The 23,746-nt window shown below is 66.4% G+C and carries 18 protein-coding genes; 6 read left to right on the top strand and 12 right to left on the bottom strand.

Translation table 11 applies throughout. The features are described 5' to 3' along the window. Window positions 1-61: 61 nt before the first annotated feature. Entirely contained in the window at window positions 62-2,569 is a 2,508-nt protein-coding gene (locus ACQR1D_RS26675; RefSeq protein WP_315800499.1) for a glycogen/starch/alpha-glucan phosphorylase, read from the bottom strand. A gap of 226 nt (window positions 2,570-2,795) precedes the next feature. After that, window positions 2,796-3,098 carry a GIY-YIG nuclease family protein gene (locus ACQR1D_RS26670; protein WP_434838479.1) on the bottom strand — a complete coding sequence of 101 codons (303 nt, stop codon included), beginning with the start codon at window positions 3,096-3,098 and terminating at the stop codon, window positions 2,796-2,798. Window positions 3,099-3,276: 178 nt separating this feature from the next. On the opposite strand from ACQR1D_RS26670, the gene ACQR1D_RS26665 reads away from it, so the two are divergent. Continuing rightward, window positions 3,277-3,708 (top strand): hypothetical protein, encoded by a 432-nt coding sequence (locus ACQR1D_RS26665; protein WP_315800497.1) that lies wholly within the window; start codon window positions 3,277-3,279, stop codon window positions 3,706-3,708. A 129-nt stretch (window positions 3,709-3,837) separates the two neighbouring features. Here the strand turns inward: ACQR1D_RS26665 and ACQR1D_RS26660 are convergent, their stop codons facing one another. Both ACQR1D_RS26660 and pyrE read right to left on the bottom strand, forming a co-directional pair. Next, on the bottom strand, window positions 3,838-4,653 hold the full coding sequence (locus ACQR1D_RS26660; RefSeq protein ID WP_315800900.1) for a DUF2865 domain-containing protein: 816 nt from the start codon (window positions 4,651-4,653) through the stop codon (window positions 3,838-3,840). A gap of 188 nt (window positions 4,654-4,841) precedes the next feature. Continuing rightward, window positions 4,842-5,399, bottom strand: a complete 558-nt coding sequence (gene pyrE, locus ACQR1D_RS26655; protein ID WP_316183115.1) for an orotate phosphoribosyltransferase — start codon at window positions 5,397-5,399, stop codon at window positions 4,842-4,844. A gap of 167 nt (window positions 5,400-5,566) precedes the next feature. Between pyrE and ACQR1D_RS26650 the strand changes: the two genes are divergently transcribed. Next, window positions 5,567-6,193: a glutathione S-transferase family protein gene (locus ACQR1D_RS26650; protein ID WP_316183114.1), complete on the top strand. Its 627-nt coding sequence runs from the start codon at window positions 5,567-5,569 to the stop codon at window positions 6,191-6,193. Between the two features lie 221 nt (window positions 6,194-6,414). Here ACQR1D_RS26650 and ACQR1D_RS26645 read toward each other — a convergent pair whose 3' ends face one another. The 4 genes from ACQR1D_RS26645 to ACQR1D_RS26630 all read right to left on the bottom strand — a co-directional run bounded on the left by ACQR1D_RS26645 (window position 6,415) and on the right by ACQR1D_RS26630 (window position 13,745). Next, entirely contained in the window at window positions 6,415-7,050 is a 636-nt protein-coding gene (locus tag ACQR1D_RS26645; protein ID WP_315800494.1) for a LysE family translocator, read from the bottom strand. A gap of 85 nt (window positions 7,051-7,135) precedes the next feature. After that, window positions 7,136-8,335 carry a glycosyltransferase family 87 protein gene (locus ACQR1D_RS26640; RefSeq protein WP_434838480.1) on the bottom strand — a complete coding sequence of 400 codons (1,200 nt, stop codon included), beginning with the start codon at window positions 8,333-8,335 and terminating at the stop codon, window positions 7,136-7,138. Between the two features lie 997 nt (window positions 8,336-9,332). Further along, on the bottom strand, window positions 9,333-12,410 hold the full coding sequence (polA, locus tag ACQR1D_RS26635) for a DNA polymerase I (RefSeq protein WP_434838481.1): 3,078 nt from the start codon (window positions 12,408-12,410) through the stop codon (window positions 9,333-9,335). A gap of 282 nt (window positions 12,411-12,692) precedes the next feature. Continuing rightward, on the bottom strand, window positions 12,693-13,745 hold the full coding sequence (locus ACQR1D_RS26630; protein ID WP_316183295.1) for an acyltransferase family protein: 1,053 nt from the start codon (window positions 13,743-13,745) through the stop codon (window positions 12,693-12,695). 151 nt (window positions 13,746-13,896) lie between these two features. Here ACQR1D_RS26630 and ACQR1D_RS26625 point away from each other — a divergent pair, with 151 nt between their 5' ends. The 4 genes from ACQR1D_RS26625 (at window position 13,897) to ACQR1D_RS26610 (ending at window position 20,173) form a co-directional block, all read left to right on the top strand. Continuing rightward, on the top strand, window positions 13,897-15,216 hold the full coding sequence (locus tag ACQR1D_RS26625) for a UDP-glucose dehydrogenase family protein (protein ID WP_434838482.1): 1,320 nt from the start codon (window positions 13,897-13,899) through the stop codon (window positions 15,214-15,216). Window positions 15,217-15,345: 129 nt separating this feature from the next. After that, window positions 15,346-17,820 carry an ATP-dependent helicase HrpB gene (hrpB, locus tag ACQR1D_RS26620; RefSeq protein WP_434838483.1) on the top strand — a complete coding sequence of 825 codons (2,475 nt, stop codon included), beginning with the start codon at window positions 15,346-15,348 and terminating at the stop codon, window positions 17,818-17,820. A 161-nt stretch (window positions 17,821-17,981) separates the two neighbouring features. Then, complete coding sequence (locus tag ACQR1D_RS26615) at window positions 17,982-18,482, top strand: TIGR02281 family clan AA aspartic protease (RefSeq protein WP_316183297.1); 501 nt, start codon at window positions 17,982-17,984, stop codon at window positions 18,480-18,482. A gap of 191 nt (window positions 18,483-18,673) precedes the next feature. Beyond that, window positions 18,674-20,173 (top strand): phosphomannomutase/phosphoglucomutase, encoded by a 1,500-nt coding sequence (locus tag ACQR1D_RS26610; RefSeq protein ID WP_434838484.1) that lies wholly within the window; start codon window positions 18,674-18,676, stop codon window positions 20,171-20,173. Between the two features lie 63 nt (window positions 20,174-20,236). Here the strand turns inward: ACQR1D_RS26610 and ACQR1D_RS26605 are convergent, their stop codons facing one another. From ACQR1D_RS26605 to nudC, 4 genes are all read right to left on the bottom strand, one after another. Further along, window positions 20,237-21,703 (bottom strand): methyl-accepting chemotaxis protein, encoded by a 1,467-nt coding sequence (locus ACQR1D_RS26605; RefSeq protein ID WP_434838485.1) that lies wholly within the window; start codon window positions 21,701-21,703, stop codon window positions 20,237-20,239. A 20-nt stretch (window positions 21,704-21,723) separates the two neighbouring features. Continuing rightward, on the bottom strand, window positions 21,724-22,053 hold the full coding sequence (locus tag ACQR1D_RS26600; protein WP_434838486.1) for a hypothetical protein: 330 nt from the start codon (window positions 22,051-22,053) through the stop codon (window positions 21,724-21,726). 112 nt (window positions 22,054-22,165) lie between these two features. Then, window positions 22,166-22,666, bottom strand: a complete 501-nt coding sequence (locus ACQR1D_RS26595) for an Lrp/AsnC family transcriptional regulator (protein ID WP_315715344.1) — start codon at window positions 22,664-22,666, stop codon at window positions 22,166-22,168. A 134-nt stretch (window positions 22,667-22,800) separates the two neighbouring features. Continuing rightward, window positions 22,801-23,745 (bottom strand): NAD(+) diphosphatase, encoded by a 945-nt coding sequence (gene nudC / locus ACQR1D_RS26590; protein ID WP_434838487.1) that lies wholly within the window; start codon window positions 23,743-23,745, stop codon window positions 22,801-22,803. Between the last annotated feature and the right edge of the window lies 1 nt (window position 23,746).

Raw genomic sequence — 23,746 nt, 5'->3', positions numbered from 1 at the left:
GCAATGGAACGCCTCTGCAATGACGTCATGGGTCATTGCTGAAGGCGAGGGGAAGGGCCCGTCACGCCCGCTGCGCGTGCACCGGTGCCATCACCGGGCCGACCGGCACGTTCCAGATGTCGTCGGCATATTCGCGGATGGTGCGGTCGGAGGAGAACCACGCCATGCGCGCGACGTTGAGGATCGAGGCGCGGGTCCAGGCCGGCACGGTCTGCCAGCGTGCATCGATGCCGCGCTGGGCCTCGTAGTAGGAATCGAAATCGGCCGAGACCATGTAGTGGTCGAGATGGCGCAGCGCATGTGCGATGGGCTCGAACCGGCCGGGCTCGTCCGGCGAGAACGCGCCGGTCGCGATCGCATCGATCGCGCGCGCCAGCCGCGGTGACCGGTGGATCACGTCGGTCGCGTCCAGCCCCTGCTTGCGGCGGAGCATGACCTCGTCGGCCTCCATGCCGAAGATCGCGATGTTGTCGGCGCCGACATTGTCACGGATCTCGATATTGGCGCCGTCCAGCGTGCCGATGGTAAGCGCGCCGTTCAGCGCCAGCTTCATGTTGCCGGTGCCGGAGGCCTCCATGCCGGCGGTCGAGATCTGCTCGGAGAGATCCGCCGCGGGAATGATCGCTTCGGCCAGGCTGACATTGTAGTCCGCCATGAACACGACCTTCAGCTTGCCGCCGATCGCGGGATCGTTGTTGACGACCTCGGCGACGTCGTTGATCAGCTTGATGATCAGCTTGGCGTAGCGGTAGCTCGCCGCGGCCTTGCCGGCGAAGATCTTCACCCGCGGAACCCAGTCGCGCTGCGGATCATCTTTCATGTCCTGGTACAGGGCGACCGCTTCCAGGATGTTCAGGAGCTGGCGCTTGTATTCGTGAATGCGCTTGATCTGCACGTCGAACAGCGCGCCCGGATCGAGGCGCACGTTCATGCGCTCGCCGATCAGGCGCGCCAGCAGCACCTTGTTGTGGTGCTTCACGCTGCGGAACTTCTGGTGGAAGCCGGCGTCGGCGACGTAGCTCTCGAGGCTCGAGAGCAAGGTCGGATCGTCGACGACGGCGTCGCCGCAGGCCTCGCACAACAGGTTCGTCAGCTTGGGATTGGCCAGGGTCAGCCAGCGGCGGAAGGTGATGCCGTTGGTCTTGTTGGTGATGCGGCCGGGATAGAGATGATTGAGATCGTGGAACACGGTCTCCTTCATCAGGTCGGAATGCATCGCCGAGACGCCGTTGATGCGGTGCGAGCCGACGAAGGCGAGCTGGCCCATGCGCACGCGGCGGCCGCTCTTCTCGTCGATCAGGGACACCGAGGCGCGGTAGTCGATGTCACCCGGTGCGCGCTGCTCGGCGAGCGCGAGATGCTGCGCATTGATGCGGTAGATGATCTCGAGATGCCGCGGCAGCAGCCGCTCGAACAGCTCGACCGGCCAGGTCTCGAGCGCCTCCGGCAGCAGCGTGTGGTTGGTGTAGGACAAGGTCGCGATGGTGATCTTCCACGCCTCGTCCCAGCGGAAATTGTGCAGGTCGACCAGGATCCGCATCAGCTCGGCGACCGCGAGCGAAGGATGCGTGTCGTTGAGCTGCACCGCGGCCTTCTGCGCCAGGCTGCGCAGCTGGCCGTCGGAGCCGAGATGGCGCTTGACGAGGTCCTGCAGCGAGGCCGAGACGAAAAAGTATTCCTGGCGCAGCCGCAGCTCGCGGCCCGCCGGGCTCTCGTCGTTCGGATACAGGAACTTGCAGATCGCCTCGGCGCGCGCCTCTTCGGCGGAGGCGCCGAGATAGTCGCCGGAGTTGAACACGTCGAGCTTCAGCGGGTCGGGCGAGCGCGCCGACCACAGCCTGAGCGCATTCACATGCTGGCCGCGCCAGCCGACGATCGGCGTGTCATAGGCGACCGCCTGCACGGTTTCGCCGGGATGCCAGATCGCGCGGTCGCGGCCCTTGTCGTCGACATGCTCGACGCCGCCGCCGAAATGGACGTGATAGACCACCTCGGGGCGCTGGAACTCCCAGGGATTGCCGAACGACAGCCAGACGTCGGGATATTCGTGCTGCCAGCCGTCGACGATGACCTGGCGGAACAGGCCGAAATCATAGCGGATGCCGTAGCCGATCGCCGGGATCTGCAACGTCGACATGCTCTCCATGAAGCAGGCCGCCAGTCGTCCCAGGCCGCCATTGCCGAGCGCGGCATCCGGCTCGCATTTGCGCAGGTCCATCAGGCCGACGCCGAGATCGCCGAGCGCGGTCTCGAACACCTTCATCAGGCCCATGTTGTTGAGCGCGTCGGTGAACAGACGGCCGATCAGGAATTCGAGGCTGAGATAATAGACCCGCTTGCGCCCGGCATCGTAGCTCTCCTTGTCCGCGGTCAGCCAGCGATGCACGATGCGGTCGCGCAAGGTCAGCGCCGCGGCGTGATACCAGTCCTGTTGCGTCGCCTGGCTCGCCTCCTTGCCGATGGCGAGGCGAAGCTTGGCCAGGATGTCGCTCTTGATCTCAGCGACCGCCAATTCGTCGACGGGCTGGCCGGTGCTTACGAAGCTGCGCTGGGACGGCTGATCTGTCACCTTGGAAACCTGTGATGCTACGAGGAACCGGTAAAAGCATACGATGGTTGCGCGCGGTCCGAAACCCGGGGAAAGGCTGGTCCGCACAGCAAGGTGATGGAAAATGATGCAAAGTTCAGGCCGGGTTCCGGGCAGGGAACGCGGAAGGCTGTTGCTGCGGGTGCGTGGGAGAGATGGATCGAGGTCTCTCGACCGTCGTCATCCCGGCGAAAGCCGGGATCCAGACTCACCGGCCTACGATCAGGCCCGACAAGTCACTCCAATCAGGGTTGTCCGTCTCAATCAGCTCGACCTTCCAGTCGCGATGCCAATTCTTGAGCTGCTTCTCGCGGGCGATCGCCTCTAGCGGGCGCGCGAAACGTTCGACATAGACAAGCCGAAAAACCTTGTACCTGCTGACGAACTTGGACCCTCGCCCGGCACGGTGGTCTTCAAGGCGCTTCCTGACATCGTTGGTCACCCCGATGTACAGCGTGCCGTGGTGGCCGCTGGCAAGAATGTAGACCGTCCATGCGGCCTCAGTGCTCATAGCGCGTGCCAAGCAATCGGCTGCGGTGGGTCTGGGTCCCGGCTCGGGGGCCGGGACGACGACAATTGACTTCCTTTTTCAAATAGAACAAATTAAGAACAATTTAGCAAGCGATCGTTATCCCTACAGCGATTCGATCCGCCAGCCCCCGGCATCAGTGCATCCCGCGAGCACACCCATGTCCAATATCGCCTTCGATCCTCTGGCCCTGACCCGCATTGCCGACTTCGCGCGCAGTCTGACGCGGCTGCACAAGACCGCGCGGCGGCGGGCCGTCGACGACGACCAGATCGACCGCGCGTTCAACGCGGTGTGCATGTCGGTCTGGGGCTACACCACCGACGACATTTCCGACGACCTGTTCTCGGCCACCGACCACACCTTCCTCGATGGCCTCGACGAGGCGCGGGCGCGCATCTTTGCCGCCGAGCAAGGCTACGATCTGGTCGACGACGAAGGCATGCTGTCGGACTGGTGGGGCTTCTGCTGGATGATCCTCGCCGAGAAGCGCGGCCTGCTGACGCCGGACAACCGCGCCGCCGCGCGGGCGGCGATCGAGGAAAAGTACCTGGAAGCGCCGAACGTCATCGGCGTGATCGTGGGACGCTAGGTCAGCGTTCCGTCATTGCGAGCGCAGCGACGTGTCCGCCGAAGCCCGCAGGGCGAAGGCGGAAGCATCCAGGGTGGAGTGCGAGACTCTGGATTGCTGCGCTGCGCTCGCAATGACGAGGACTAAAATTCAATCCACGTCCGCGCGTTTGGCGCGGCCCGTGGCCGGCTTCGGCGCGATTGCCATCGGCGGCGCGACGCTGACATTGCCGGCATTGGCCTCGGGCGGCGGCATGGCGGCGAGCGCATCGGCCGCCAGCATCTCGGCGCGCACCGGCGCCACCTTCATCTCGCTCAGCTTGGCCCGCGTGTCCGAGGTCAGCCCGGGATAGGAGGCGACCGGCTTGAAGTCGGCCGGCTGGCCGCCGCTGCCGCGCGTGCCCGAATAGGCGACGAGGCCGTCGCTGGTGGCGACCACGTCGCCGGGACGCAGCGAGGTGTCGAGCGACAGGTCGACCGGCGCCAGCCCGGCCGGATCGCGGCCGTTGCAGGTGCAGTCGGCGCGCAGCGCCTGCCGATAGGCGAACGCGGTCTCGCTGTCGGCATAGCGCTCGCCATTGCTGGCGGTCGCGTAGTCGATGTTGGAGCCGTAATAGATCCTGGTCGGGCTCGCCGGGCAGAACGCCTGGCACATCTGCGCCGGCGAGGCGAGGCCGCGCGTCAGCGGAAAATAGCGGCCGTCACAGGTGCGCACGCAGAACGCCGCGCCTGATCCAGACGCCACGCGCGGCTGTGGGGCGGCCTGCGGGTTGGTGCCGAACGGATCGAAGGAGCTGCCCTGCGCTGGCCGCTGCGATTGCGGCTTGTTGAAGCCGCCGAACAGGAAGTCGAACAGGCCCTGGGCCGACGCCATCCGCGGCGCCAGCGCGCCGGCGGCGACGAGGCCGACCGTCGCCGCGACAGCGACGTGGCGGGACCTCCGCCGAAACGACAACACGCTACGCAACGCCCGCTCCATCGCCAGGATCTTCACCGCAAAGCCACGCCGTGACGCGGCAACCCACGTCGCCCGATCATGTGCGATCGAACGCGCCATGCCCAAGGCACGGCGCCATCAGCTTTGCGGTAACCTTAACGGGCGTTGGTAAATGAGCGGTATGCGCGGGCAGTGAATTGCGCCGCGCGCCAGGCGCCTCAGAGGAATTCGCGCGCCTTGTAGAGCGCCTGGAACGGCAGGCCGGCCTGGGCGAAGGTCTCGGCGGCGCCTTCCTCGCGATCGACCATGGTGAACACCAGCGCCACCTCGGCGCCGGCCTCGCGCAGGGCTTCCACCGCCTTCATCGCCGAGCCGCCGGTGGTGGTGACGTCCTCGACCACGACGATGCGTTTGCCCGCCAGGGTCTCGTCCCGGGCGAGGCCCTCGATCGCCAGCCTGGCGCCGTGCTCCTTCGGCTTCTTGCGCACGAAGAAGGCCGCGATCGGATGGCCCTTGATCCAGGAGATCTGGGCGATGGCGCCGGCCAGCGGCACCGCGCCCATCTCCAGGCCGCCGATATAATCGAAGCCTTCGTCCTTCAGCGCCTCATAGGTGAGCTCGGCGAGCAACGTGGCGCCCTCCGGGTCCATCATGGTCGGCTTCAGGTTGAAATAGAAGTCGCTCTTGCGGCCGGAGGCCAGCGTGATCTCGCCACGGCCGAACGAGCGCCTGCGGATGATCTCGAGGAGGCGGGCGCGGGAGGCGGATTTGGACACGGCGTTTCCCCTGAGGGTGGATTCTTGGGTGGCGCAATCTATCGGGGGCGGGCGGCGGAGACCAGCCGCCACGATGTCCCATCAACAACGCTACGTTTGAAGCCGGATGCAGTTTCGAGCTAATGGGAGCCCGCGACCAAGCAAGGACGATTGGGAAGGATGCCCGTATGACGATCGAGCTGTACACCTGGAACACCCCGAACGGGCGCAAAATCTCGGTCGCGCTGGAGGAGATGGCGCTGCCCTACCGCGTCATTCCGGTCGACATCACCAAGGGCGCCCAGATGGCGCCGGAGTTCCTGGCGATCAGCCCCAACAACAAGATCCCGGCGATCGTCGATCCCGACGGCCCGGATGGCAAGCCGGTCAGCGTGTTCGAGTCCGGCGCCATCCTGCTCTATCTGGCCGAGAAGACCGGCCAGTTCCTGCCGAGATCCGTCGCCGAGCGGATCCCGGTCTATGAATGGCTGATGTGGCAGATGGGCGGTTTCGGCCCGATGCCCGGCCAGGTGCACCATTTCATCGCGTTGACCGACGAACAGGACCGCGCCTACGGCCTCAAGCGCTACATGGCCGAGACGGTCCGGCTCTATGGCGTGCTCGACCGCCGGCTGGCGCAGCACGAGTTCGTCGCAGGCGCGCTCTCGATCGCCGACTTCGCCATTCTCGGCTGGGCCTGGCGCCACCCGCGCCACAAGGTCGATCTGGCCGACTTCCCCCACGTCAAGCGCTGGTACGATACCCTGATGGCCCGCCCCGCCGTGAAGCGCGGCATGGAGGCGAAGCTGGATTGATGGCCGCTGCTCTGTCGCTGGGGGGCGATGCTGTCTTCCGCGCCGGCGGTGCGCTCCCTCTCCCGCTTGCGGGGGAGGGCCGGGGAGGGGGAGCCACGCGGGCGGTATCGCTCTAGCGCGAACATGCCCGCCCCGTCGCATGCCGGCGCCGAGCCGGCCTCTTCCACATCCCCCGTCGCTAAAGGGAGCTTCGGCGGACAGGACGGAGGAGCCGATGGAAATCACCCGCGCCGCGCCTCCAGCGCCATCCGCACCGCAAGTCCCGCGAGCACCGTGCCCATCAGATAGCGCTGTACCAGCGCCCAGCTCGGCCGTGTCGCCAGGAACAGCGCGATCGATCCCGCCGCCATGGCGATCATGGCGTTGACGCTGACGCTGATCACGATCTGGATCGCGCCCAGCACCACCGACTGCGTCAGCACGCTGCCGACAGCGGGATCGATGAACTGCGGCAGCAGCGCCAGATACAGCATCGCGATCTTCGGGTTCAGCAGGTTGGTGGCGAGCCCCATCAGGAACAGCCGACGCGGGCTGTCGATGGCGAGCTTCCTCACCTGGAATGGCGAGCGTCCGCCCGGCTTCACCGCCTGCCAGGCCAGATAAAGCAGGTAGGCCGCGCCGGCGAGGCGCAGCGCGTCATAGGCGAACGGCACGGCAAACAGCAGCGCCGTAATGCCGAACGCCGCGGCCAGCATGTAGGCCAGAAAGCCTGTGGCGACGCCGCCGAGCGAGATCAGGCCGGCGGCGTGGCCCTGCGTGATCGAGCGCGAGATCAGATAGATCATGTTCGGCCCGGGCGTCAGCACCATGCCGAGCGAGACGAGCGCGAAGGCGAGCAGGGACGATGTGTGCGGCATGACTGGCTCGATGATCGGGATCTCTGCCGCCTGCTTTAGCGCGGACGATCGCGCATCGTCATCCGATCGATTGCACCGAGAGCAATCAGCCCGCCGGCGGCGGCGCGGCGTTCAGCGCCGGCAGCCGTCTGCCGGAGCGGTCGAACACACCGGCGATGCTCAATGCCAGCAGCACCAGCAGAATGGCCGCCGCGAGCGGCACGGAGTGCCCGATCATGGCGAGCAGGCAGGCCCCCAGCGCGATCACCACGCCGATCTCCAGCGGCGCGATCGGCTCTCCGGCGTCGCTCCGCGCCTTCCAGTGGATCGCGATCCCCGCCGCCACCATCGGCATGTCATAGATCATCGCATAGGGCGTGGCGATGATGCTGCCGACCGCGACCAGCGCGATCGCCTGCTGCGTTGAGCCGCGTCGCCACGCATCCCAGACCATCACGACGATGGAGCAGGACAACAGCAGCTGAACCAGGTAGCCGATCGGCGGCGGCGCGCCGAGCGTGTGCAGGCCCGCGATGACCGTCGGCATCATGTGATCGAGGCTGGGCTGGTTGGCCTGCAATTGCGCCTGATAGCTCGGAAACTTCACGATCCATTCGAGCCAGATCCACGGATCGAGCGCAGCGCTGGTAACGACCGCGACGATCACGGTCGTGGCGATGGCCGACAGGATGGCGCGCCAGTTGCGCGACGCCAGCAGCACGACCGGCATCAACAGCACGAATTGCGGCTTGTAGGCGAGCAGGCCGAGCAGGACGCCGGCAATGACGGGATGGCGCGCGAGCAGGCGCAGTCCGCCGATCAGCAAGGCCGCCGAGAGAAAACCGTTCTGGCCGGTGATCGCGTTGATCAGCGTCGTCGGCGCGGCGAGCAGCGCAAGGCCCGACAGCGAGCGCCAGTCGCGGCCGAGCGTCGCCAGGCCATGCAGCGCGAACGTCACCGAGATCCACGAGACATAGGCGACAGGCAGCGCCAGCATCCCCAGTGGGATCAACGCCAGCAGGAAGGTCGGCGGGTAAGGATAGGGAAATCCGCCGCCGCCGAGGGCGGGATCCAGCGTCTGCTGGTAGCGCGCGAGCGCGACAGGATCGTAGATGCCGGCGCCAGATAGCGCGGCATACTTGCCGAACGACCACAGGCCGAAGAAGTCACCGAACGCCGGCTGCGGCGAGGACAGCGCCCAGCTGACGAGATAGGCGCCATTGTAGAGCACGAGCGCGACCAGCACGATCAGCAGCGCGCGCCGGTCGCGCATCTCGGGGTGGGCTGCGGATGAGATCGCGGTCATGGGAGCCTGTCGAGGCCAGGGTGTTCGGCGCCATCGGCGCAGTCGTGGCGTAGGGTTGGTCGATGCCGTCACGCGATCACGCGCACGCGGTGCCCCTCCAACTCTGCCAGGGCACGCTGCACGCCGTGTTACCGGTCGTCCGGATGACCAGGCGCGATCTCATCGTGCCTAACGACAGGTAAAATCGCCGCGGGGGCCGAGTGACCTCGGTTGGAGGCCGGCGTCGCCGCCGCATCAAGCAACGTTCTCGCCCCAAAACTTTCTTGTTGCTATTTTTCCGAAATCATGGTTTGATCCGTGCATCCCGTCCTCATGCAGAGGGGCGTACGCGTCGTCACGATACGTAGAGGCGGGGAGCGGTGGCCGCGGGCCTGTCAGGTGCTGATGCGCTGGACGATTGGCAGCTCGCGGACGTTCAAGCCGTGTGGTCCTGGCGCCCCGAAGCTGGCGCCAAGCCTGCGTGACATCACGTGTCGCGCTGGTGACGGGGGCAAACAAGCCGGTCCCCGGGGAGAGCGCGGAGCAGACGTTCAACCCATCGCGCAGGGAGGGCCGGGTCTGTCCGGCTGAACCTGTGGTACCTGCCGCCTGCATTTTTTTGAGCAGGCGGGCCACGGGCCTCAGTCGGGGCCCGGCCTTCCCTGCGCCCTTTGCGCCGTTGCAAAAGGGCCGACTGATCGCAAGCCTCGGGCACGATGTGCCGCGAGAATGCAAAGCCTTGTCCTTATTCTGTCGTCAGTTGTTTGAAACGTGAATGCGTCTTCTCGCCCCGCTGTCGTCCCGGACAAGCCGTGACGCGCGCTAGCGCGGCACGGCGCCGATCCGGGACCCATACGCCGCGGCGGTCGTGTCGGGCAAAGGGCCAATGACCAGTGCGCCTCAAACCATTCCCTGGGGGTATGGATCCCGGCTCAAGGCCGGGACGACAGAAGGGGGCGGCGATACAGCGAGGCCTCCACCAACCATCGATGATGCAGGAGGGCGCCGTGTTATCAGCTCAATGCGCCTCGTCCCAATTGTCGGCCGCGCGCGCGTCGACGTGCAACGGGACCGACAGCAGCACGGCCGGGAACGGGGCGTCCTGCATGACGTGCTGCACGACTGGCAGAGTTGCCGCGACCTCGTCGTCCGGGACCTCGAAGATCAGTTCGTCATGCACCTGCAGCAGCATCTGAGCCGACAGCTTCTTTTGCGCCAGCGCCTCTTCCACCCGCGTCATGGCGCGGCGGATGATGTCCGCAGCCGTGCCCTGCAGCCGCGCGTTGATCGCGGCGCGCTCGTTGAAGGCGCGGACCGAGGCGTTCGACGCCTTGATCTCCGGGTAATGGCACTTGCGGCCGAACAGCGTGACGACATAGCCGTTCTTACGGCAGAACTCGCGGGTCTCGTCCATATAGTCGCGGATGCCCGGGAAGCGCTCGAAATAGCGCTTGATGTAGGCCGAGGCCTCCTCGCGGGCGATGCCGAGCTGGTTGGCGAGGCCGAAGGCGGAGATGCCGTAGATGATGCCGAAATTGATCGCCTTGGCGCGGCGGCGGACCTCGCTCGGCATGTCCTTGATCGGCACGCCGAACATCTCCGACGCCGTCATCGCGTGGATGTCGAGCCCGTCCTTGAACGCCTGCTTCAGCACGGGAATGTCGGCGATCTCCGCCAGCAGCCGCAGCTCGATCTGCGAGTAGTCGGCCGACACCAGCTTGTGGCCGGGTGCGGCGATGAAGGCGCGGCGGATCTTGCGGCCGTCCTCGGTCCGGACCGGGATGTTCTGCAAATTCGGCTCGTTCGACGACAGCCGCCCCGTCGTGGTCGCCGCCAGCGCGTAGGTGGTGTGCACGCGATGCGTCTGCGGGTTGACATAGGTCGGCAGCGCATCGGTGTAGGTCGATTTCAGCTTCGAGACCTGGCGCCATTCCAGGATCTTGCGCGCGAAATCGTTGCCTTGCTCGGCGAGGTCATCGAGGATCGAAGCGGAGGTCGACCAGGCGCCGGTCTTGGTCTTGGTGCCGCCCGAAAGCCCCATCTTGCCGAACAGGATGTCGCCGATCTGCTTGGGGCTACCGACATTGATCGGCTCGCCGGCCAGCTCCTGCAGCTCGGCCTCGACGCGCGCCGCCGTCTGGGCAAAGTCGCCGGAGAGGCGCGACAGCACCTGCCGGTCGATCGAGATGCCGCGCCGCTCCATGCGTGCGAGCACGGAGATCAGCGGCCGCTCCAAGGTCTCGTAGACGGCGGTCATGCGCTCGGCCGTGAGGCGCGGCTTCAGCACGCGCCAGACCCGATGGATGACATCGGCGGCTTCCGCGGAATGCGCGGTGGCGCGATCGATTGCGACCTGCTCGAAGGTCAGCTTGTTCCGGCCGCTGCCGATCAGCTCGCTCTCGCTGAGGAGGGCGTGGGCGAGCACGTGCTCGGCCAGCGAGTCGAGCTTGTGCGAGCCGCGCCCGGCGTCGAGCGCGTAGCTCATCAGCAGGATGTCATCGACATTCGCAAGGATGATGCCGTGTTGCGCCAGCAGCACGGCGAGGAACTTGATGTTGTAGCCGATCTTCAGCAACCCGGCCGATTCGAGGATCGGCTTCAGCGCCGCAAGCGCATCGCTCTCCTTGATCTGGTCGGGCGCGAGCCCGGCATCGAACAACCCGCCGCCATCGCCGGCCTGGCGATGCGCCAGCGGGATGTAGCAGGCCTCGTTCGGCGCCAGCGCCAGCGAAAGGCCGCACAGGCTCGCCTGCATCGGATCGATCGAGCTGGCCTTCACATCGATCGTGACGCGGCCGAGATCGTGCACGCGCGCCAGCCAGGCGTTCAGCTCGGGCAGGCTGCGGACAGTCTGATACTTGTCGCGATCGATCCGCGCGCTCTTGGCCGCCTCCGCCCTGGTCTCGGCGAGACCAGCGGGCGTGCCCTTGCTCATTGCGGACTTGTCTATCCGCGGATCTCCGGTGCGAGGGCTCCCTCCCCCCTTGTGGGGGAGGGTTGGGGAGGGGGGTGCTCCGGAGGGACCGCTCGTGGAGCGCCCCCCTCCCTGACCCTCCCCCACAAGGGGGGAGGGAACGGAGGGAGCAGTGCCTGCGCCACTTTTCAACTGCTCATCCGCCGTCACATCCGCCGGATCGATCTGCGAATACTCCGCGACGCGTCGCGTCAGCGTCGAGAACTCCATCGCCTTGAGGAAGGCGATCAGCTTGCGCGGATCGGGCTCGTGGACGGCCAGATCGTCCAGCGGCACCTCGAGCGCGACCTTGTCGTCGAGCAGCACCAGCTGGCGCGAGATCCGCGCCTTCTCGGCGTTCTCGATCAAAGCCTCGCGTCGCTTCGGCTGCTTGATCTCGACCGCGCGCGTCAGCAGGCCTTCGAGGTCGCCATAGTCGGTGATCAACTGCGCCGCGGTCTTGATGCCGATGCCGGGCACGCCCGGCACGTTGTCGGTGGAATCGCCGGCCAGCGCCTGCACCTCGACCACCTTCTCCGGCGGCACGCCGAACTTCTCGATCACCTCGGCGACGCCGATGCGTCGGTCCTTCATCGTGTCGTACATCGTGACGCAGTCGTTGACGAGCTGCATCAGGTCCTTGTCGGAGGACACGATGGTGGTGGTGGCGCCGCGCTCGCAGGCGAGCCGCGCATAGGTCGCGATCAGGTCGTCGGCCTCGAAGCCCGACTGCTCCAGGCACGGCAGGTCGAAGGCGCGGACCGCCTCGCGGATCAGCGCGAATTGCGGGATCAGGTCGTCGGGCGCCGGCGGCCGGTGCGCCTTGTAGTCGGCATAGATCTTGTTGCGGAACGTGACCTCGGACTTGTCGAACACGATCGCCAGATGCGTCGGCCGGTCGGTCTCGGGCATGTCGCGCAGCAGCTTCCACAGCATGTTGCAGAAGCCGAGCACGGCATTGAGATTCAGACCGTCGGATTTGCGGTTGAGCGGCGGCAGCGCGTGATAGGCGCGGAAGATGTAGGACGAGCCGTCGACCAGGAACACATGATCGCCTTTGGCCGCGCCCTTCGCCAAATTCTTGGCGGCGGCAGGCACAGGGGCGGCGGGTGTGGCGGCGGCTTTCTGGGGAGCTTTGGGCATGGCCGCAATGTAGGGAATTTGGCCGGGATTGACACCCTCGGAACGGCAGAATCCGGCGCGTTCCCCACGCAAATCGGCGCCGGCTGCGAGCCGTGCTCGCGCCAAAAACTCCGCTGTCGTCCCAGGCAAGCCCCGACGGCGCGAAGCGCTGGCGGGGCGCCGACCCGGGACCTACACTCCCAGGCGGTGATGAGGCGGCATGCTGGAGCCACAGCGTGCCTCACATGGAGGACGGCGGTTATGGGTCCCGGGTCTTCGCCCGGGACGACACCATGGATGTGGCTACTCCGCCGGCTGCAACACAGCCTTCGGCTTCGGCGGCGCGATCCAGAACGCGATCGGGCGTTCGAACAGGAAGCGGGCGCCGGTACGCAGCGCGAGGCGCCAGATCGCGAGCGCGCCGAGCACGCCGGCGATGGTGACGAGCAGCGAGATCGTTCCGATGTCCGTGATGATCCCGGTCTTCAGCAGCACCGTACGCGTCGCCGCCATCGGCAGGAAGAAGGCGAGATAGATCACGATCGAATGCTCGCCGCAGAACCGCAATGCGTTGAGGAGCTGCGCGCGCGCCAGCAGCGTGCCGGCGATGATGATGGCGACGGCGCCGGCATAGCCGAGCATGAGGGAGACAGCCGGCCACTCGCTGACGCCGAGGTTCACCAGCGACTGGTTGATGACAGCCCAGGCGAGCAGGCCGATGATCGCGAGCATGGGCTGCGCGCGGGCCCGGTCCGACACTGCGAAGATGGTGGTCGCGAACAGATAGCCCGAATAGATGTAGACGAAGCGGGCGCAGAATTCGTCGATCACGGTCCAGCCGGTAACGATGTGCGCCATTTCGAGGCCGGCCGCGATGCCCCAGATCACCGGCGCCGGCAGCCTCCGTGTCAGTTTGATGACGACGAAGAAGATCGGCAGCAGATAGATGAACCACAGCGTGCCGAACGGCTCGATGAAGGATTCCAGATACATATAGCCGGCGTGCGGCCAGCCGGACGCGGCGGCGAAGCCGGGCGCCTTGAAGCCGAACTGGATGGTCACCCACAGCACGTAGAAATAGGCGAAATGCACGACCTTGCGGTCGAGATAGGTGCGCCAGTCGCGGTTGATGACCAGTGGCAGAAACAGGCCGGAAATCAGGAAGAAGTCGGGCATCCGGAACGGCTTGGCGAAGGCGACGACGGCGTGCATGAAGCCGGTCTCGCCGGCGGCGAGCTCGACGCCCAGCACCGAATGCATCATCACCACCATGATGATGCAGATACCCTTGGCGTAGTCCACCCAGTCGATGCGCGTCTCGGTTCCGGCCGTTTTCGGCGTACCATTCGCGGTCATGCTGTCCCTCTTTGGCGCGGAGCTGCCGCATTGTCGGGCAGAGCCGTTAATACTCCTCTCTGTCATCCAAACGTCATGCCGTTTTCTAAATTCCCCTTGAACCGCAAATGGTTTAAGACGCGAAAGTATTAACCTTGAAGGATGGGTTTCGATGCGAATTGCGATGATCGGCACGGGCTATGTGGGTCTGGTGTCCGGTGCCTGCTTCGCCGATTTCGGTCACCAGGTGACCTGCGTGGACAAGGACGAGAGCAAGATCGCCGCGCTGCATCGCGGAGAAATCCCGATCTTCGAGCCCGGGCTGGATGCGCTGGTCGCGGCCAACGTGAAGGCCAAGCGGCTCGATTTCACCACCGATCTCAAGCAGCCGGTCGCGGAAGCCGACGCCGTGTTCATCGCGGTCGGTACGCCGTCGCGGCGCGGCGACGGTCACGCCGACCTCACCTACGTCTATGCCGCGGCGCGCGAGATCGCCGCGTCGCTGACGGGCTTCACGGTCGTCGTGACCAAATCGACCGTGCCGGTCGGCACCGGCGACGAGGTCGAGCGCATCATCCGCGAGACCAATCCGGCGGCCGATGTCGTGGTTGCCTCCAATCCGGAATTCCTGCGCGAGGGTGCGGCGATCCGCGATTTCAAATGGCCCGATCGTATCGTGGTCGGTACCGACGATGAGCGCGGCCGCAAGGTGCTCGGCGACATCTACCGGCCGCTGTCGCTGAACCAGGCGCCGGTCATGTACACGGCGCGGCGCACCGCCGAGCTGATCAAATACGCCGCCAACGCGTTTCTCGCCACCAAGATCACCTTCATCAACGAGGTCGCCGATCTCGCGGAGAAGGTCGGCGCCGACGTGCAGGAGGTGGCGCGCGGCATCGGTCTCGACAACCGCATCGGCGCCAAGTTCCTGCATGCCGGTCCGGGCTTCGGCGGCTCGTGCTTCCCGAAGGACACGCGCGCGCTGATCAAGATCGCGCAGGACTACGATACGCAGTTGCGCATCGTCGAATCCGTCCTGGCCGTCAACGACAACCGCAAGCGTGCGATGGCGCGCAAGGTGGCGCATGCCGTCGGCGGCAATCTGCGCGGCAAGACAGTCGCTGTGCTCGGCCTCACCTTCAAGCCGGAGACCGACGACATGCGCGAGGCGCCGTCGATCCCGCTGGTGACCGGACTGCTCGACATGGGCGCCAAGGTGCGCGCGCATGATCCCGTCGGCATCGAGCAGGCCAAGAAGGAGCTGCCGGAGATCGCCTATTACGATGATCCCTATGCGTGCGCGACGGGCGCCGATGCGATCGTGCTGGTGACCGAATGGGTGCAGTACCGCGCCATGGACCTCGATCGCCTCAAGGAGGTGATGGCCAGTCCTGTCGTCGTCGACCTGCGCAACGTCTACCGCCCGGACGAGATGGCGGCGCACGGCTTCGTCTACGAGAGCGTGGGCCGGCCGTCGGTGAAGGGCGCGTGATGCGGCGTGCGTGACATGGCGTTGTCATACCCCGCGAGGGCGGGGTATCCAGTACGCCCGATCTTCGTCATCTGCGAGATCTGCGTTTACTGGATGGCCCGCCTTCGCGGGCAATGACGGGTTCGACGATTGCCGCTTCGCTTCGATACACCGCTGCCCATCGATGCCGTGCTGGACGAACTGTCCGGCACGCTCGCACGCAGCAGCACCGCCGTGCTGGTGGCGCCGCCTGGTGCCGGCAAGACGACCCGGGTGCCGCTGGCGCTGCGCGATGCGCCGTGGGTCGGGACCAACAAGATCATCGTGCTGGAGCCGCGCCGGATCGCCGCCCGCGCCAGCGCCGAGCGGATGGCGAAGTCGCTCGGCGAGCGTGCCGGCGAGACCGTCGGCTATCGCGTACGATTCGGCTCGAAGGTCTCGCGCGCGACCCGCATCGAGGTCGTCACCGAAGGCATCTTCACCCGGCAGATCCTCGACGATCCCGAGCTCACCGGCGTCGCCGCCGTGCTGTTCGACGAATTCCACGAGCGCTCGCTCGATGCCGATCTGGGCCTCGCTTTGGCACGCGATGCGCAGCAGGGCTTGCGCGAGGATCTCCGCATCCTCGTGATGTCGGCGACGCTCGACGGCGCCCGCGTCGCCAGCCTGCTCGGCAATGCGCCGGTGGTCGAGAGCGAAGGCCGCGCCTATCCGGTCGAGACGCGCTATGTCGGCCGCAAGCCGGATGCGCCGGTCGAACGCCAGATGGCTGAGACCATCGCGGCCGCGCTGCGCGCCGACGCGGGCTCGGTGCTGGCGTTCCTGCCGGGGGCCGCCGAAATCCGGCGCACCCAGACCATGCTGGCCGAGCGCGTCCACGATGCCAGCGTCGAGATCGTGCCGCTGTTCGGCGCGCTCGATTCCGCCGTGCAGGACCGCGCCATCTCGCCCGCCCCGAAGGGGCAGCGCAAGGTGGTGCTGGCGACCTCGATTGCCGAGACCTCGCTGACCATCGAGGGCGTGCGCATCGTGGTCGATTCCGGCCTCGCCCGGGTGCCGCGCTACGAGCCGGACATCGGCCTGACCAGGCTGGAGACGGTGCGGGCTTCGCGCGCCGCCGTGGATCAGCGCCGCGGCCGCGCCGGCCGCACCGAGCCTGGCGTCTGCTACCGGTTATGGGACGAGCCGCAGACGGCCTCGCTGGCGGCCTATACGCAGCCGGAAATTCTCAGCGCCGACCTGTCCTCGCTGGTCCTCGATCTAGCGCAATGGGGTGTCAGTGACCCCTCCACGCTGAGCTTCCTCGATCCGCCGCCGCAACCGGCTTGGAAGGAGGCGAGGGACCTGCTGCGCGAGCTCGATGCGCTCGATGCCGATGGCAGGCTGACCGACGAGGGCCGGCGGCTGCGGGCGCTGGCGCTGCCGCCGCGGCTGGCGCGGATGATCGTCGATGCCGCCGACCACGGCGCGGCGGCGCAGGCCGCCGACATCGCCGCCATCCTGACCGAGCGCGGGCTGGGCGGCGACAGCGTTGATCTCGAGGTGCGGCTCGATCAGTTCCGCCGCGACCGCTCGCCGCGCGCGCAAAGTGCCCGCGACCTGGCGCGGCGGTGGGCGCAGCAGGTGTCGTCCGCGTCCGCCCCCGCCGGAGAAGCGGATATCTCCACCGGCCTGATGCTCGCCTTCGCCTTTCCCGACCGGGTCGCGCGCAATCGCGGCAATGGCAGTTTCGTGCTCGCCAACGGCCGCGGCGCCGCCGTCGACCCAACCTCGTCGCTGGCGCGCGTGCCCTATATCGCGGTCGGTGAGCTGACGGGAACGGCGGCCAGCGGCCGTATCCTGCTGGCGGCCCCGCTGGCGATCGAGGACATCGAGCGCCACTTCGCTGCGCATATCGAAGCCAAGGACGAGGTCAGCTTCGATCAAAACGCGATGGCGTTGCGGGCGCGCCGCCGGCGCAAGCTGCATGCAATCACCATGGCCGATGCGCCGGTCGCGCTGACGCCGTCGGAGGAGACCGCGCGCATCTTCGCGGAAGGGATCTGTGCGGCCGGGCTCGACCGGCTGCCGTGGTCGAAGGCCGCCAGGCAGTGGCGTGACCGCGTCACCTTCCTGCGCAAGGCGGAAGGCGACAGTTGGCCTGACCTCTCGGATGCGGGCCTCGCCGAGCGGCGCGAGGACTGGCTGGTGCCGCTGCTGGCCGACAAGACCGCGCTCAAGGACATATCGCCCGGCGACGTCTCCGATGCCGTGATGGCGCTGCTGCCCTGGGATCTCCGCGCCCGGCTCGACCGGGAGGCGCCGACCCATTTCGAGGCGCCGACCGGCACGATGCTGGCGATCGACTACGAGGCCGAGCAGGGGCCCACCATCGCGGTGCGGCTGCAGGAGCTGTTCGGCCTGAACGTCCATCCCTCGATCGCGCGCGGCGCGGTGCCGCTGGTGCTGGAGCTGCTGTCGCCGGCGCAGCGGCCGGTGCAGGTGACGCGCGATCTGCCCGGCTTCTGGCGCGGCTCCTATGCCGCGGTCCGCACCGATCTGCGCGGCCGCTATCCGCGCCATCCCTGGCCCGACGATCCCGCCCATGCCGAGCCGACCCGGCGGGCCAAGCCGCGGGGGACATAGCTCATGCAAATTGTACCGCCGCCGTCGTTGTCGTTAACGCTTCACTCATCGTTTTCGCCAAAATGGCGGCGGCAGCCGGTCGCTCGCAGTCGCCCGTCAGCGGCTTTGATGGTCAAATCGGTTGCGGGGTAAAGTCGGGCGTTTGCGTCATGCGTAACATAATGATCTTCGCGGCCGTTCTCGTCGGTCTCGGCACCTTCATGGCGCAACTGGCCGATCGCCTGACCCCCGCGTCGGCATCCGCGACACCGTCCGCGCGGGTTGCCACGGTGGAATCCTCTGCCGCGGGCCAGCGCAGCCTCAGCATTCCGACCGACCGTCGCGGTCACTTCCGCGCCGACGGCCGCATCGACGGCCAGCGCATCAGCTTCATGGTGGATACCGGCGCCTCGATGGTCGCGCTGAACGAGAGCTCCGCGGCCCGCTTCGGCCTCCGCCCTGCGCGCGGCGACTACACCGCCACCGTGACCACGGCCAACGGCACCGTGAAGGCGGCCCGCGCCAGGCTCGCGATGGTCGAGCTCGGCGAGCTCACCGTGCGCGACGTCGATGCCCTGGTGCTGCCCGATACCGCGCTGTCGGAGAACCTGCTTGGCCTGTCCTTCCTGTCCAAGCTGAAGCGCTTCGCCTACGCCAACGGCCAGATGGTGCTGGAGCAGTAGGCTGCGCCTTCACCGCATCTTGGTGCATGCAGTGACGGCCCCCATATACCGGCAGGCGGATTGGTTCAGCGGACGGGGCGGTCCCGCCTGATTGTTGCCTGCATTCATCTGCCTTCTGCCATTGTCGTCCGACGTCGTATCAGGCACGACTGCATTCTTCCGTTGATGTGATTTCCCGAGGCCGTCTCCTGATGTTTCCGAAACCCAAGCCCGTCCTGGTTCCCAATACCTACGCCTTCGAATCCGAGCCGATGGTGAAGCCGACGGGCTTCCGCGAATATGACGCGCGCTGGCTGTTCAACAAGGAAATCAACCTGATGGGGGTGCAGGCGCTCGGCATGGGGCTGGGCGCGCTGATCGCCGAACGCGGCGTCAAGCGGGAGATCGTGACCGGGCACGATTTCCGCGGCTACTCCGCCTCGATCAAATACGCCTTGATCTCGGGCCTGATGGCCGCCGGCTGCAAGGTGCACGACATCGGCCTTGCCGTGACGCCGATGGCCTATTTCGCCCAGTTCGATCTCGACGTGCCCTGCGTCGCCATGGTGACCGCCTCGCACAACGACAATGGCTGGACCGGCGTGAAGATGGGCGCCAACCGGCCGCTGACCTTCGGCCCCGAAGAGATGACCCGGCTGAAGGAGATCGTGCTCAACGCCGAGTTCAAGAACGCCGGCGGCGGCTCCTATCAGTTCCACGAGAATTTCCCTGCGCGCTACATCGCCGATCTCACCAGCAGGCCGAAGCTGAAGCGCAGGCTCAAGGTCGTTGCGGCCTGCGGCAACGGCACCGCCGGCGCGTTCGCGCCTGACGTGCTCGAGGCGATCGGCTGCGAGGTCATTCCGCTCGACACCGAGCTCGATCACACCTTCCCGAAATACAATCCCAATCCCGAAGACATGGAGATGCTGCACGCCATCCGCGATGCCGTGCTCGCGCATAAGGCCGATGTCGGCCTCGGCTTCGATGGCGACGGCGATCGCTGCGGCGTAGTCGACAACACCGGCGAGGAGATCTTCGCGGACAAGGTCGGCGTGATGCTGGCGCGCGACATGTCGGCGATCCACAAGGACGCGCAGTTTGTCGTCGACGTGAAGTCAACCGGCCTGTTCATGACCGATCCCGTGCTGCAGGCGCAGGGCGCGAAGACGGCGTATTGGAAGACAGGCCATTCCTACATGAAGCGCCGCACCAACGAGCTCGGTGCGCTTGCCGGCTTCGAGAAGTCGGGCCACTTCTTCTTCAACCGCCCGTTCGGGCGGGGCTATGACGACGGTCTGGTCTCGGCGATCGCGATCTGCGAGATGCTCGATCGGGCGCCGGGCAAGTCGATGGCCGACCTGAAGGACGCGCTGCCAAAGACCTGGTCGTCGCCGACCATGTCGCCGCATTGTGGCGACGAGGTCAAATACGGCGTCGCCGACGCCGTCGTGAAGCACTTCCAGGCACTGCAGCGGCAGGGCGGCAAGGTGGCGGGGCAGCAGATCCGCGATCTCGTCACCGTCAACGGCGTCCGCGTCACGGTCGAGGACGGCAGCTGGGGTCTGGTGCGGGCCTCATCGAACAAGCCGGAACTCGTGGTGGTGGTCGAAAGCCCGGTGTCCGAGCGGCGCATGCACGACATGTTCGAGGCGGTCAACGAGGTGCTGCGGACGCATCCCGAAGTCGGCGCCTACAACCAGACGATCTGAGGCCGCGTTATATCCAGCTAGCTGGGGCCGATGCTCGCGCTGATCCCATCCTGTTCGATGGGATCAAGCGGCCCTCAGGGAGTTCAGGAACTGATCGACCTCGGATTTGAGCCGGGTCGATTGCGAGGTGAGTCCGGTCGCGGACTCCAGCAGGCGCGAGGCGGCGCTGCCGGTCTCGTCGGAGGCGTGGGTCACGCTGCCCATGCTTTGGCTGACCAGCCGCGTGCCTTCGGCCGCCTGCTGCACGTTGCCGGAAATCTCTTCGGTGGCGAGGCCCTGCTGCTCGACCGCGGTGGCGATCTCCTTGGAGATTTCGTCGATCTCGGCAATCGTTCCCCCGATCGCCTGGATGGCATTGACCGCGTCGCCCGTGGCGCTCTGGATGCTCTGCACCTGGCTGGAAATTTCCTCGGTGGCCTTCGCGGTCTGGTTGGCGAGCGCCTTGACCTCGCTTGCCACGACGGCAAAGCCCTTGCCGTGCTCGCCGGCGCGCGCCGCCTCGATGGTGGCGTTCAGCGCCAGCAGGTTGGTCTGGCTGGCGATCGTCTGGATCAGCGTCACCACCTCGCCGATCTTCTGGGTGCCGGCAGCCAGGCTCTCGACAACCGTGTTGGTGCGCCGTGCCTCGTCCGCCGCTTTCGCGGCGATCTCAGCCGACCGCGTCACCTGCTGTGAGATATTGTTGATCGACGCAGTCAGCTCTTCCGTTGCGGCAGCGACCGTCTCGACATTGGTCGACGCCTGTTGCGAGGCGCCGGCCGCGGCCGACGTCTGGCGCGAAGATTCCGCGCTGCTCCGGCTCATCGACGAGGACAGGCTCTGCATCTCGCTGGCGGCGACGGCCACCGCCTCGACGATGCCGCCGATCTTGCGCTCGAAGCCTTCTGCGAGCTCGCGACGGGCAAGATCGGCCTGCTGCTTGACGCGTTGCTCGGCCTCGAACCGCTCGGCGTTGGCGCGCGCCTCGGCAGCGATCGCCGATTCGGCTTCCGCGGTCTTGCGCGCGCTGGTTTCGAACAACTGCGTCAGCTTGAGCGCAAGGGCGATGAGAACACCGGCCTCGATCAGCAGGATGACCGCATGCAGCACAACGCGGCCGAAATCAGCGCCGCCCGGGTAGATCGCCGCAGGAAACACGAAGTTCAGGACCAGATGATGAAGCGCGACGGCGACCGTGCCGGCCAGGATCGGCCGGTAGTCGCAATATGCGACCAGACAGGCGAGCGCGGCGAAAAAATACATGTGCATGTCGATCTGCCAGGCATGTCCGGACATCTGGTAGACGAGCACGGAGACGCTGCCCATGACGGCGACCGCGACGGTGAGCTGGGTCGACAAGGCGTCGCCGGCGCTGCGCCAGGAAAGGGTTGCCACCACTGCCATGACGATCATGAGCATGGTCGGCATCAGCCAGTCGCCGCGCGACAGCCCGATGATGAGGGAGAGCGGAACGTGAACCCAGAGCATCGCCAGCAGAAGCTTGCTGGTCGTGTGCCGGAGGGTTGCCAGATCGCTGGTCTCGACGTTCATTTCCGATTCCCCCAAAGAGATCATTTTGCAAAGCAGGCAGAGACCGCCTGCGGATCAATGATGAGCCAGGCTCCAGCCTCGCGCAGCCGCGCCGCGCCGTCGTGTTCGCCGGGACGAACGACGAGCAGCGATGAAATGGCCGTTGTGCGCACGAGCGCGGCGTCGGCCGAGGCCGCAGCGAGCATCGCGTGTTGCGCGCTCCACCAAGGTGGGAAAGCGACGGCCACGACTTCGCTCCCCGCGCGCACTTGGAGTGACAGCGCTGCGACCGCGACGAAGCTCGCGATCAGAAGCGCCGTGGCATTGAGCCACGGGCGCGAAGATTGAGGTATGGTTGCACCGGACGTCATCGCACCCAAGAATAGAGGGATGGGAATAACTTCCGGTAAACGTTCGTTAGGGATGACGACTGAGGACGGGAACGCCAGCGCTGCAACGCCCAGGCGCCCCGGAATGCTCGGCTCAGACCGGTGGCACCGGCAGCGCCGTGACCGACTTGATCTTCTCCATGGCGAAGCGCGAGGTGACGTTCTTGAGGGGCACCGCGCTGATCAGCTTCTTGTAGAAGACGTCGTAGCTCTGCATGTCCGCAACGACGACGCGCAGCATGTAGTCGACGTCGCCGGCCATCCGGTAGAACTCCATCACCTCCGGCATCGAGCTGACCGCCTCGGCGAATTTGCGCAGCCAGGCCTCGGAATGGTCGGCGCTCTCCACCGACACGAACACGGAGATGCCAAGCCCGATCTTGTTCTGATCGACCAGGGCCACCCGGCGCAGAATCACGCCATCGGCCTCGAGCCGCTGGATGCGCTTCCAGCACGGTGTCGACGACAGTCCGACCCGATCCCCGATCTCGGCGACGGATAGCGACGCGTCCTCCTGCAGGACCATCAGAATCTTGCGGTCGATGGCATCGAGCCGGCGATTGGCTTCGGAGCCTTGGGCGGCGACATCGGTCATGGAGAAACTTGTTCCATAGGAAGGCTATAAAACCCTCATATAGAGAAAATCGTTCCAAGGCAAGGATCGGCCGTTCAGCCCTTTCCTGTCCGGTCCGGCGGTTTCCGCGGAATGGCGGGCGGGCTGGTCTCTTGTTACCGCTCGTCGTTCTCCTTGAGCCAGCGGCCGACCAGATGATGAGCAATGGCGAACGGATGCGGTCCCGCCAAGCCATCCGGATGCTGCCGCAGCAGCATCTGCCGGGCCTCGTCGCGGCTGAACCAGCGCACGTCCTCGAGCTCGGTACGGTCGATGACGATGTCTTCGTTGAGCGCCCGGGCGCTGCAGCCGATCATCAACGACGACGGGTAGGGCCAAGGCTGGGTCATGTAGTAGGTCACGTCGGTGCAGCGAATGCCGGATTCTTCGAACACCTCGCGCCGGACGGCGTCCTCGATCGTCTCGGCCGCCTCGACGAAGCCGGCGAGGCAGGAATACATGCCGGTCGGAAACTGCTTCTGCCGCCCGAGCAGGCACTTGTCGCCGGAGGCGACCAGTGAGATCACGACCGGATCGGTGCGTGGGAAATGCTCCGTCTTGCAGCTCGGGCATTCGCGCTTCCAGCCGCCCTCGCGCATCGCGGTCTTGGCGCCGCAATTGGCGCAGAATCCGTGGCGCTGATGCCAGGACACCAGGGACTTGGCCATCGCGATGGTGGCGAGCTGGTCGACCGGGATCGCGCCCTGCATCGCCATGCCGCGCAGCTCGGTCACGGACACGTCCTCGCGCCCGGCGAGCTTCTCGACCGCGGCCGGCGCGATGCCCATGCCGAACACGGCCGCGCCGTCCTGCAGGCCGAGGAAGATCGTTCCCGGATTGGCACCGAACTTCAGCGCCTCGTCGATCGACAGCAGCGCGCGCAGCTGGTCGCCCTCGCGCTTCAGCACCAGCGAATCGCGATGCACGACATAGGCCCGCGTCGACGGCTGGCTCTCGAAGGCAATCAGCTTGTCATCATGGAAGCGCAGATGGGCGGCGCGATCGATCGGATGGCCGACGAAGGCCGGCTTGCCCAGCGGAAACAAGTCGAATGGCGACATC

The organism is Bradyrhizobium sp. HKCCYLRH2047 (genome assembly GCF_051168175.1).
GTDB lineage: Bacteria > Pseudomonadota > Alphaproteobacteria > Rhizobiales > Xanthobacteraceae > Bradyrhizobium.
This window is presented reverse-complemented; position numbering and strand designations above follow the sequence as displayed.

What these genes read in the sequence shown, in the direction of transcription:
- ACQR1D_RS26670 (WP_434838479.1), bottom strand. Translation starts at nt 3,098, where the DNA reads ATGAGCACTGAGGCCGCATGGACGGTCTACATTCTTGCCAGCGGCCAC.
- ACQR1D_RS26665 (WP_315800497.1), top strand. Translation starts at nt 3,277, where the DNA reads ATGTCCAATATCGCCTTCGATCCTCTGGCCCTGACCCGCATTGCCGAC.
- ACQR1D_RS26650 (WP_316183114.1), top strand. Translation starts at nt 5,567, where the DNA reads ATGACGATCGAGCTGTACACCTGGAACACCCCGAACGGGCGCAAAATC.
- ACQR1D_RS26645 (WP_315800494.1), bottom strand. Translation starts at nt 7,050, where the DNA reads ATGCCGCACACATCGTCCCTGCTCGCCTTCGCGCTCGTCTCGCTCGGC.
- ACQR1D_RS26640 (WP_434838480.1), bottom strand. Translation starts at nt 8,335, where the DNA reads ATGACCGCGATCTCATCCGCAGCCCACCCCGAGATGCGCGACCGGCGC.
- polA (WP_434838481.1), bottom strand. Translation starts at nt 12,410, where the DNA reads ATGCCCAAAGCTCCCCAGAAAGCCGCCGCCACACCCGCCGCCCCTGTG.
- ACQR1D_RS26630 (WP_316183295.1), bottom strand. Translation starts at nt 13,745, where the DNA reads ATGACCGCGAATGGTACGCCGAAAACGGCCGGAACCGAGACGCGCATC.
- ACQR1D_RS26625 (WP_434838482.1), top strand. Translation starts at nt 13,897, where the DNA reads ATGCGAATTGCGATGATCGGCACGGGCTATGTGGGTCTGGTGTCCGGT.
- ACQR1D_RS26615 (WP_316183297.1), top strand. Translation starts at nt 17,982, where the DNA reads ATGATCTTCGCGGCCGTTCTCGTCGGTCTCGGCACCTTCATGGCGCAA.
- ACQR1D_RS26610 (WP_434838484.1), top strand. Translation starts at nt 18,674, where the DNA reads ATGTTTCCGAAACCCAAGCCCGTCCTGGTTCCCAATACCTACGCCTTC.
- ACQR1D_RS26605 (WP_434838485.1), bottom strand. Translation starts at nt 21,703, where the DNA reads ATGAACGTCGAGACCAGCGATCTGGCAACCCTCCGGCACACGACCAGC.
- ACQR1D_RS26600 (WP_434838486.1), bottom strand. Translation starts at nt 22,053, where the DNA reads ATGACGTCCGGTGCAACCATACCTCAATCTTCGCGCCCGTGGCTCAAT.
- ACQR1D_RS26595 (WP_315715344.1), bottom strand. Translation starts at nt 22,666, where the DNA reads ATGACCGATGTCGCCGCCCAAGGCTCCGAAGCCAATCGCCGGCTCGAT.
- nudC (WP_434838487.1), bottom strand. Translation starts at nt 23,745, where the DNA reads ATGTCGCCATTCGACTTGTTTCCGCTGGGCAAGCCGGCCTTCGTCGGC.